This window comes from Dactylosporangium sp. NPDC051485, from assembly GCF_040682015.1.
Lineage (GTDB): Bacteria > Actinomycetota > Actinomycetes > Mycobacteriales > Micromonosporaceae > Dactylosporangium.
The window spans coordinates 19,554-28,747 of sequence record NZ_JBFAZW010000126.1 but is presented as its reverse complement, the minus strand read 5'-3'; the positions used below and the strand labels follow the sequence as shown (position 1 = coordinate 28,747).

The 9,194-nt window shown below is 69.3% G+C and carries 10 protein-coding genes; 6 read left to right on the top strand and 4 right to left on the bottom strand.

Annotation, left to right across the window (positions count from 1 at the left end; all coding sequences use genetic code 11):
* Positions 1-107 precede the first annotated feature (107 nt).
* On the bottom strand, positions 108-806 hold the full coding sequence (locus tag AB0M46_RS44025) for an HAD-IA family hydrolase (protein WP_363346266.1): 699 nt from the start codon (positions 804-806) through the stop codon (positions 108-110).
* Between the two features lie 279 nt (positions 807-1,085).
* Between AB0M46_RS44025 and AB0M46_RS44020 the strand changes: the two genes are divergently transcribed.
* Genes AB0M46_RS44020 through AB0M46_RS44010 form a run of 3 tightly spaced genes read left to right on the top strand, consistent with a single transcriptional unit; the run spans position 1,086 to position 3,376 of the window.
* The gene (locus AB0M46_RS44020) at positions 1,086-1,634 is read left to right on the top strand and encodes an RNA polymerase sigma factor (RefSeq protein WP_363346264.1); all 549 of its coding nucleotides are present in this window, start codon (positions 1,086-1,088) and stop codon (positions 1,632-1,634) included.
* Entirely contained in the window at positions 1,631-2,701 is a 1,071-nt protein-coding gene (locus AB0M46_RS44015; RefSeq protein WP_363346262.1) for a hypothetical protein, read from the top strand. Before AB0M46_RS44020 ends, AB0M46_RS44015 begins: the two co-directional genes overlap by 4 nt.
* A 42-nt stretch (positions 2,702-2,743) precedes the next feature.
* Positions 2,744-3,376, top strand: coding sequence for a hypothetical protein (locus AB0M46_RS44010; RefSeq protein WP_363346260.1), 633 nt, complete (start codon positions 2,744-2,746; stop codon positions 3,374-3,376).
* 831 nt (positions 3,377-4,207) lie between these two features.
* Here AB0M46_RS44010 and AB0M46_RS44005 read toward each other — a convergent pair.
* A complete protein-coding gene (locus AB0M46_RS44005; protein ID WP_363346258.1) occupies positions 4,208-4,822 on the bottom strand; it encodes a TetR/AcrR family transcriptional regulator in 615 nt (204 codons plus the stop codon).
* 59 nt (positions 4,823-4,881) lie between these two features.
* Here AB0M46_RS44005 and AB0M46_RS44000 point away from each other — a divergent pair, with 59 nt between their 5' ends.
* The 3 genes from AB0M46_RS44000 to AB0M46_RS43990 all read left to right on the top strand — a co-directional run bounded on the left by AB0M46_RS44000 (position 4,882) and on the right by AB0M46_RS43990 (position 7,287).
* Positions 4,882-5,754, top strand: coding sequence for a 2-dehydropantoate 2-reductase N-terminal domain-containing protein (locus AB0M46_RS44000; RefSeq protein ID WP_363346256.1), 873 nt, complete (start codon positions 4,882-4,884; stop codon positions 5,752-5,754).
* A 341-nt stretch (positions 5,755-6,095) separates the two neighbouring features.
* Positions 6,096-6,863, top strand: coding sequence for a class I SAM-dependent methyltransferase (locus AB0M46_RS43995; RefSeq protein ID WP_363346254.1), 768 nt, complete (start codon positions 6,096-6,098; stop codon positions 6,861-6,863).
* A 235-nt stretch (positions 6,864-7,098) separates the two neighbouring features.
* Complete coding sequence (locus AB0M46_RS43990) at positions 7,099-7,287, top strand: hypothetical protein (protein ID WP_363346252.1); 189 nt, start codon at positions 7,099-7,101, stop codon at positions 7,285-7,287.
* Positions 7,288-7,374: 87 nt separating this feature from the next.
* Here the strand turns inward: AB0M46_RS43990 and AB0M46_RS43985 are convergent, their stop codons facing one another.
* Together AB0M46_RS43985 and AB0M46_RS43980 are read right to left on the bottom strand one after the other, a co-directional pair.
* On the bottom strand, positions 7,375-8,394 hold the full coding sequence (locus tag AB0M46_RS43985) for an ABC transporter permease subunit (protein ID WP_363346250.1): 1,020 nt from the start codon (positions 8,392-8,394) through the stop codon (positions 7,375-7,377).
* A 147-nt stretch (positions 8,395-8,541) separates the two neighbouring features.
* Complete coding sequence (locus AB0M46_RS43980) at positions 8,542-9,144, bottom strand: copper resistance protein CopC (RefSeq protein WP_363346248.1); 603 nt, start codon at positions 9,142-9,144, stop codon at positions 8,542-8,544.
* Positions 9,145-9,194 lie beyond the last annotated feature (50 nt).

Here is a 9,194-nt window from a genome sequence, read left to right as displayed (position 1 = left end):
GACAGCCGATGATGAGAGCGATCCCGTCGGCCACCTCGACCCAACCTGGCCGGGTTGAGGTCGTAGATCAAATTCTATAAGTAGCCGATGTGCGGACGGCGCTTATGTCAACGGCGAAGCCAATCTTGGATGAGTGGCTTCGCGTCGGTGAGGCTACTGACGACGTGATGGGCGTGGGCCAATTCATCGGCGGAATGGGTGGTGGTCAGCCCGATCACGGTCATCGCTGCAGTCCGGGCCGCTTCAACTCCAGCGGGAGCGTCCTCGATGACCAAGCACCGCTCCGTCGGTGTCCGGAGAAGTTCGGCTGCGAGGAGGTAGCCCTCAGGGTGGGGTTTGCCGCGCGTGACGTGGGTGCTGTCCACCAGAACTGGAGGATCGGGTAGCCCGCCGGCGTGGAGCCGCTGCCGGACAGTCTGGGCTCGGCCAGAGGTGACCACGCCCCACCGTTCAGCGTGAAGAACGTGCAGGACCGCTGCGGCATCAGGGTAGACCGGGAACGCGTCGCCTTCCTCGGCCATGAAATCACGTACGAGTCGGTATTCAGCTTCGGCGTCAAGGCTGGCAGCGACGACGGCGATGGTGTCGACCGGCCGGCGGCCGTGAGTGTGAGACCAGACGATCGTTGGGTCCAAGCCTCGGTACAAGGCCCAGCGAGTCCATATCCGCCGGTATGCGGCGTAGGAATCGATCAGCACGCCGTCGACGTCGAACAGCACGGCAGCGCCTTGCGCGGCTCCGTTGGCGTGGTGGCTGTCTGTGTGTACTTGTCCGCTCATCGCATTCGGCGGCATCTGGACGCCCATCCACTGATCATCCCTTACGCGACCGAGGCGCACTGATCTGCCGCATATCGCTCGCTACACAGCGTGACGGCGACGATCGGTCGTCCGCGTTCGGAACTGCCGAGGACAGCGCATCCACACGGTGATCTTGCAGGGGCCGCACCCTCCACGGCCCGCATGCCGACCCGACTCCGACCGGCAGGCGTTTCCGCGGAGGTCAGCCCTGTGCGCAGCGGTGCAGGGCGGTCCTTGCGGGAACCGAAACCGGGCTTGCGGGCAGTCATCAGTATGTTGCCCATCATGGCCAGGTCACAGCCGAGCCCGTTCGACGTGGCCGGCCTCTTTGACGAGTACGCGGCGGAGTTGCGCCAGTACTGCGCCAGCCGGATCGGACCGACGATCGCCGACGACATCGTGGCCCAGACCTTCCTGATCGTGTACGAGCGCCGGCATAGGCTGGAGTCCCGGCCGCCCCGGGCCTGGTTGTACGGCATCGCCACGAATCTGCTGCGCCGGCATCGTCGCACCGAGGTTCGGGGACTACGGGCACTGGCCCGGACCGGGCACGACCCGTACACCCTCGATATTGCCGATTCGGCGGTGGCCCGGGTCGACGCGACCGCGCTGAACCGTCGGCTCGCGACGGTGCTCGCCGCCCTGCCGGCCCGGCAGCGCGATGTGCTGCTGCTGTACGCCGTCGCCGAGCTCGACTACGCCGAGATCGCCGCCTCACTCGACATCCCGCCAGGCTCGGTCCGCTCTGCCCTGCACCGCGCTCGGGCGAAGGTTCGCGCCGCCATCGGCGATCAGATTCCCGGCGCCGAGCGCGCTACAGGAGGAGCCCAGTGAACGACCAGAGTATCGATCAGGACGTTGACCTGCGCGTGGTGCGCGAGTTCAGTCAGGCCCGGACCCGCATCTCGGCGCAGCCGTTGACGGTCATCCGGCAGAGCGTGCTGGCCGCCACCGTGCGTCGGACGGGCAACCCGGCGCCGCGAACCCGGCTCGCGCCGCGGTGGACCATCCCACACGCCGCGGCTGCGGTCGCACTCGCGGTCGTGGCCGGCGCCGGCCTGGTGGCCGTCTGGCGCGGCTCGGCCCCCCAGGTCGCGGCACCCGACAAACCGTCCTCGGTGCTGGTGTACGGCCAGCAGCTCGATGTGCCGGCCGTCTTCGCTGAGATGGAGCGGGCAGCCGCCCGGGCCACGCCAATCGTCCTGCCGCCGGGCGCGCTGATCTACCAGCGCATCGACGCAAGCCTCAGCCTCGGCGGGCCGGGTGAGCCGCTGCAAGCCGAGCTGCATGAGGTGTGGTTCGACCCGCAGGGCATGATCACCGTGAAGGAACGCCGGGACGGCACGGACGACGCCGGCCCCAAGGGCGAGACCCAGGCCGAGCTGACAGCTGATCAACGGGACAGCTTCGCGAAGAACGGCCCCGGGTTCGTCTACCCCACACCCGCCTGGCTGACTGGCCTGCCCACCGACCCCGACGCTCTGCTCGCCCAGATCCGAGCGTCGGCTCCGCCAGCCTGGAGCGCTGACGATGCGATGCTGCTCGCGACCTACATCGATCTGCTGTCCAAGCTGGACCTGTTGCTCTCGCCGGCCCATCGGATCGCCCTCTACCGGCTGATCGCCCGGATCGGCGGCCTGACGGCCAACGAGGCCACCGTCGATGGCCTGCGGCTCTACGCCGTCCGGCACAGCGACCTCAACCAGGGCAAGGAACTCCTGCTCGACCCGCAGTCCGGGCGGCTGGTCGGCCTCGTCGAACTGAGCCTGAACCGGTTCGCACCCACCCCCCGGCCCGGGGCGAGCCAGCAGCCGGCGCCGGTGGATCCCGTACCGACCATCAACCGCCAGGAACTCTGGCAGTTCAGCACCACGACACTCAGTCCGGCCACCCCGAACTGAGGTCCGCTCAGCCGTGACCCTGAGATGTCCATGATCGGTCCGATGACCGGCTGCTTGGCCGATCGTCAGATGGCGCACACTGAATCCATGGAATCTCCGGGTTCGTTCCTCGCCGATCCGCCGCTCAGTGCGGAGGTGGCTGCCGAATACGAGGCTGATGTCACCGCGGACGGGTACGTCAACAACCTGACTCGGGCCTGGTGCTGGCGCCCAGACGTACTGACGGCGTTTCAGGCGCTGCGCCAGGATCTCCTTGCCGGGTCGGGCCTGTCAGACCGGGAAGCCGCCGTGATGGTGGTCGCGACCGCCGCCGCTCGCGGCGACGCCTACTGTGCGCTGGCCTGGGGTTCGAGGCTGGCCGAACTTAGTGACGAGGCGACCGCCGCGGGCGTGCTGCACGGCTTAGACGGTGGGCTGTCCGAGCGGGAGGCGGCACTGGCCAGCTGGTCTCGTCGGGTCGTTCAGGATCCGAACGCCACGACCGACGCCGACGTTGACCGCTTGCGCGACGCGGGTCTCAACGACCTGGAGATCTTCGAGGCGACGACCTACATCGCGTTGCGGTTGGCGTTCTCCACAGTCAACGACGCGCTGGGAGCACGGCCGGATCAGCAACTCGCTGAGAAGGCCCCTCGGCTCGTCCGCGAAGCCGTCGACTTCGGTCGACCGGCCTAAGCTTACGCGTCGTTTCCGGCTCGCCGGCCGCGTCGTGGGCCTCCTGTGCAAAGCGAGCCCAGCGATCAAGATGACCTCCGGGCAGGCCCGCGCTGGCCGATAGCGCTGGCTGGTAGTGGCTTCCGTCAACAGGCGGCGTTGCCGATGAGCGTGCATGTGGACAGGGCTCGTCATACGGGGCAGCCTGGTGTTACTCCTTGCCGAGGCGTGGGCGGACGGCCGTAGTCTGTGGAGATCATCCCGGCTGGAGGCGAGGGTTCGATGGGCGCGAAGTCCGCACTGCTGGGCGTTCACCGATGGCGACCTTCGCCCGGCCCTGCGGGGCGCGGTCCGGTCGGATCCGGCGCAGGTCGTCGATCTCGTGCGCAAGCTGCACCCCGGCTACGAGGTGGCGGCGATCAGCGACGGCTCGCTCGGTGACGATGCCTACCCGCCAGGCGATACGAGTTACGCGACCGTCTTGGCCGGTGCCGAGCTGTTCTGCAACCAACGGCTGATCTGCGACCGCCCGTCGCAGCTGCCGGACCGCCTGCTCCGAGCTGGTGTCCTACGCGGTGGTCCGCGCCTACGTCGCGGACCGCAAGCCGAAGATCCGGGCCGAGGCCGGCCGGGGACCGGTCCGACGTGTTCGTGCCGCAGACGCACCGGCCGGGCGTCGGTTGCCCGGCGGAGATTTGATCCTGCATTCTTGCGAGCAACTCTTCCATGATCCGCTCAGCATTCGAGCGACTCAAATTCGGCGCAACGGTAATCGGCCGACATGCCGGTCCTGTATGACTGGCGGCTGCGCGAGTGCGACTTCGGAACGCGCGACGGCTCGCCGGCGGCCACCTATAGAGCGGTCGGAGGCGCGCTTAAGGCCGCCGCCAAAAAGGTGATCGCCCACCGCTTGGCTGCCTCGCCCACCACGGGCGCTTGTCGGTTGTAGACCTCGACCCGATCCACGGCCGTCACAGCGAGGATTCCCCGGATCCGGAACCACAGTTCGTCCTCGGAAAGGCTGGGCAGCGCCCGCGCGAACGCCGCCAGGTAGCGATCGCGGATCGTGTCCTCGGCTGGCCCGGTCCAGGCGCGCACCTCCTCGGCCGGGTCGCTGAGGATCGTCACGATCAGCCGGGACGTGCGGGCGCCGCTCTCGTCGCCGCCCGGCATTCCGTCGAACAGCGGCCCCGCGAACGCCTCCACCAACTCGACGACCGACGGGTCCGAGGTCCGGGCGGCCAGCCGGTCGAGCCCCGCGCTCTGTGCGGCGTTGATCGGTTCGACCACGCGGCGGGCGACCGCCGCCAGGAGTTCCGCCTTCGAGCCGAAGTGATACCCGACGGCGGCCAGGTTGGCCCCCGCGAGGTCGGTGACCGCGCGGACCGAGGTGCCGCGATAGCCGCGCTCGGCGAAGAGCCGTTCGGCCGCGTCGAGGATCTGGGTGCGGGTATCGGTCGGCGCCATGCGTGCGTATTCTACATACGTTTGATTCAAACGAACGTATGAATGAGGGAGAAGCCGCCATGAAACTGCTCGTGTACGGCGCCGGGGTCAACGGCAGCCTGCTCGCCGTCCGCCTGCACGAGGCCGGGCACGACGTCTCGCTCCTCGCGCGGGGCGAGCGCCTGTCCGCCCTCCGCCACCACGGCGTGCAACTGGCCGAGGGCAACAGCCCGACAGTCCGGCAGGTCCCGGTGCCGGCGGTCGAGCACCCGGACGACCGGTACGACCTGATCACCGTCCTCGTCCGTACCCATCAGGTCGACGTGGTGCTGGAGTCACTCGCCGGCGTCCGCGGCGACGTGCTGTTCCTGCTCGCCTGGGCGGCGGGCGCCCAACCGCTGGGCGCGGCGATCGGCTCCGAGCGGCTACTGCTCGGCTTCCCGGCGTACGGCGGCACGATGGACGGCGACGTGGTCCGCTACCGCCCGCCCAGCCGCACGACCCGCCTGACCCCGATGCCGATCGGTGAACCCGACGGCCGAACCACCCCTCGGCTGGAAGGGATCGTGCGAGAGTTCCGCACCGCCGGGATCAACGCCAAGTCGCAGCCGCAGATGGATGCCTGGCTCAAGACGCACGCCGCCGTCACAGTGCCGCTCGGCCAGGCGGTCCACGCCGCGGGCGGCCCGCGCGCGCTGGCCGACAACCCGGACGCGATCCGCCACATGATCCGCCTCATCCGGCAGAACCTGGCCACCATGCCGACGCCACTAGTCCCGCGCGGCTTCGGCGCGCTTCGAGCTATCCCCGACGCCCTGCTCGTGCCCGTCCTGCGGCGCTTCCTGCGCAGCCCGACGGCCGAACACAGCGGCCTCAGCAACGCCTCCCCCGCAGAGACCGCCGAACTGGAGCGGTTGGCCGAACAGCTGCGTACCCATGTGACGGCCCGCTAGCGGGACAGGCACCGAACGTTCCGGGTCAAGCCGGAATTGCTTGACGATCTTGGCGTCCTCTACTAGCCGCGATCCGGGCGCCAGCCCGCGTTCACCGAATACTCACCGTTAGTGGCGGACGTGGGGTCGCCGGACCGCCCGCCGTCGCAGCGTCCCAAGTGCGCGTGCCCCCGACCTTTGCGCACCGACATCCGCGCCAAGCTCATCACCATCGCCAGGGACAACCTCGACAAACTCGGCCCGGAAATGGTGTACAGCTACACCTCGCACGCCACCTGACCCACAACCAGCGTGGCCCCAGCAGCGACGAGCGAGGCACAACGACGGTTTACGATCCGGCGATGAACCCGACGCCGTCAGCTCACGCCATCAGTCAGTACGCGACCACGACCGGCAACCTGACCGCCCGCATCGCGCTGCACGCCTATGGCACGAACCCGCAGGATTGGTTCTCCTGGCTGGACACGCGGCTTCCCCTCGCCGGCGATGTCCTCGAAGTTGGTGCCGGCACCGGCAAGCTGTGGACCCACGTCGACCACGTCAGCCGCCGGCTCAGCCTCACCCTGACCGACTTCTCGCCCGCCATGTGTGAACAACTGCGCACGATCCCCGGCGCAAAGGTCCAGCAATGCGACGCGACCGACCTGCCGTTCCCCGACGCCAGTTTCGACACCGTCATCGCCAATCACATGCTCTACCATCTCGACGACCCCGCCGCCGCCCTCCGCGAGTTCGCCCGGGTGCTCCGCCCCGGCGGGCGGCTCGCCATCGCCACCAACGGCAGCGACCACCTCGACGAACTCAACGCCATCGGACCCGCCATCGGCCGCCCAGAACTCGCGCTCGCCGCCACCCAGAACGACTTCACCGCTGAAACCGGGCCCACCTACGTGGACCGCTACTTCACCGCCGTCACCGTCGAGCGCTACCCCTGCGACCTCAACATCCCCACCGCCGAGCCGATCCTCGCCTACCTCGGCAGCATGGCCGACGAACCACTCACGCCGCCACAACGATCAGCCGCCCAAGACCTCGTCCAGGCCCACATCGACGCCAACGGAACCTACCGCATCCGCAAGCACACCGTGCTGATCACCGCCTCTCGCTGAGCACCCAGAACGGCCCCGGCGACAAGCCAGCCGCTCGCCACAAGACCGACCACCTCCGTCAACGCCGTACGGCGGCCGTATCGTTTGGTCAGGCCCTCGGCCTGTAGGCATGCACGCATCCTGCGCTGAGTGTCCGTAAGGATCATCGGTCCAAAGCACGGTTCACCGGCGCCGCGGACCGATCCGGGCCCTGCCCGTCCAGACGGCCGCCGCCATCGGTGTCGGCGGCTTCCTGGTGGTCGTCGGCAGCTGGCTCTCCACACTGGACAACCAGCACGGGTTCACCGCGGTGACCGTGCTGGACACGCTGGGTTGGCTCGCCGCCGTGGTGGCCGGCCTGGCTTTGCAGGCCAACGACGCACGGCCGGGCTCCGGCGCCGCCCCGGCTACCTCGTCCTGGCCGCAGGCAAACCAGGCCCGGTGAGCGTATCCGGCTGCGGTACCGGCCGGGCGCCGCCTGGCCAGGGCGGTCGACCAAGCCCGGCATGGCGACCGTACTGCGACACAGGCCTTAGCTCGGCCGGCGTTGGATCCGCCAGAATCCGAAGGCCGCCAGCAGCCTGGCCAGGAGCAGGTAGAAGGCCGACTCCAGCCACTGGAAGGACCAGTACCGGCTGGTGGGTTGGTAGTCGATGTCCACGTGCACGTTCTGGTTCGCCAGGCACACCGCGATGTCGCCGTACGGTCCTTCGGTCGAGCCGGCCTTCGGCGCGTTGCTGAAGCACTCGTCGAAGATCTTTCTGTCGAGTGGCTCGCCCTTCGCGGTGAGCAGTTCGCTCACGTCGGTGATCCAGGCGCCCGGCACGCTCAGGCCCTTCACCACTGGAGCGCCGGTGATGCTGCCGAGACTGCGGGCCTGGTTGATGGCATGAGCGCTCATCGGCATGGTGAGGTGCTCCGCCGGCAGGAAGTGCGGCCGGACCAGGTTGGGCACCAGGAACTGGAACATGACGAAGGTCAGGATGGTCAGCGCCATCGCGGGCACGGTACGCCGCATCAGCAGCCCGATCAGCGTCCCGAGCACGGAGGCGAACGCCGCATACCCCACCGGCGCGATGTTGCGGGAGCCGAACAGGATCGTGCTGAGTCGATTGTCGGCGACCTGGTCGACCGGGCTCGTCGCCCAGGTCAGCAGCGCGCTCGCCGCGCCGGTCACCGCCATGCTGGCCAGCCCGACCACCGCCAGCTTGACCGCCAGCCAGCGGCGCCGGGTCACGCTCTGGTTCCAGACCAGCCGCTGGGTGCCGGTCTCCAGTTCGCGGGCGATCAACGGCGCGCCCCAGAACACGCCCAGCACGGCGGGGATGAGCGCCAGCAGCAGGGCAAGCAAGAGCAGCCGGGTGCGGTAGTCGTCCTGGAACTGGCTCATCGCGTCCAGGCACCTGTCGGCTGCCACGCACCGGGACCGATAACGGCCGTACGCCTGCCGGATGTCCAGGCCGGTGAACACGAGATAGGCCGCCAGCGGGGCCAGGGCGATGACGCCGACGAGCGCCTGGGTGCGGAACTGCCGCCAACTCATCCAGATCATCGCGGCACCCCGACCCAGGAAAACGGGCAGGACTCTGCAAGAGGCATGAGCACATCCTGGAGAGGCAGTCGGCGGCCAGCATCGATCCAAAGCACGGTTCGCCGTCCCTGACACCGTACTTTTGACCGGTTCGGCCGACCCGCGGGGTCAGCCGGTGGACGGGCGGCGGCGCGACCACAGCCAGCCCCCGCCGACCGCGAGCAGCACCACCGCCGCGCCGGCGATCCACCACGCCGCCGACGACGAATCCTGGCCGTCCGAGACCGGCTTGGCATCCACCGGGCTCGCGGTCGCGGCGGCGGCCGGCGCGGTGGTGACGGCCTCGGACGGGCTCGCCGACGGCGACGGCGCCGCGCTGGCCGGCGCGACGATCGCGCTGGTGAACCCGAACGTGCCCGACATCGGGTCGCCGTCCGCGGCGGCCGACTTCCACTGCACGGTGATGGCCCCCTGCGGCAGCGGCTTCACGGCCTGCAGCACGTTCTTGTCCACCACCCGGGCCGCCCCGTCGGCGTAGTTCGCGCCGTCGGGGCCGGTGACGGTGACGGCGGTCTTGTTCGCCTTGACCATCTCGTTGAAGGTCAGGGTGATCGTGACGACGGGCGTGGTGACCGTCGAGTCCTTCGCCGGGTCGGTGCGCAGCAGCGTCGAGTGCGCCCACGCCGGCGCCGCCGGCCCGCCCACCAGCGCCGCGGCCGCCACCAGCGCCGCACATCCGGCCGCCAGCAGCCGCCCGGTCCGTCCACTCATCCCGTCAACCCCGATCCGCCGTCGCCTCGGCGCGCTCGCGCCCGGAGGGT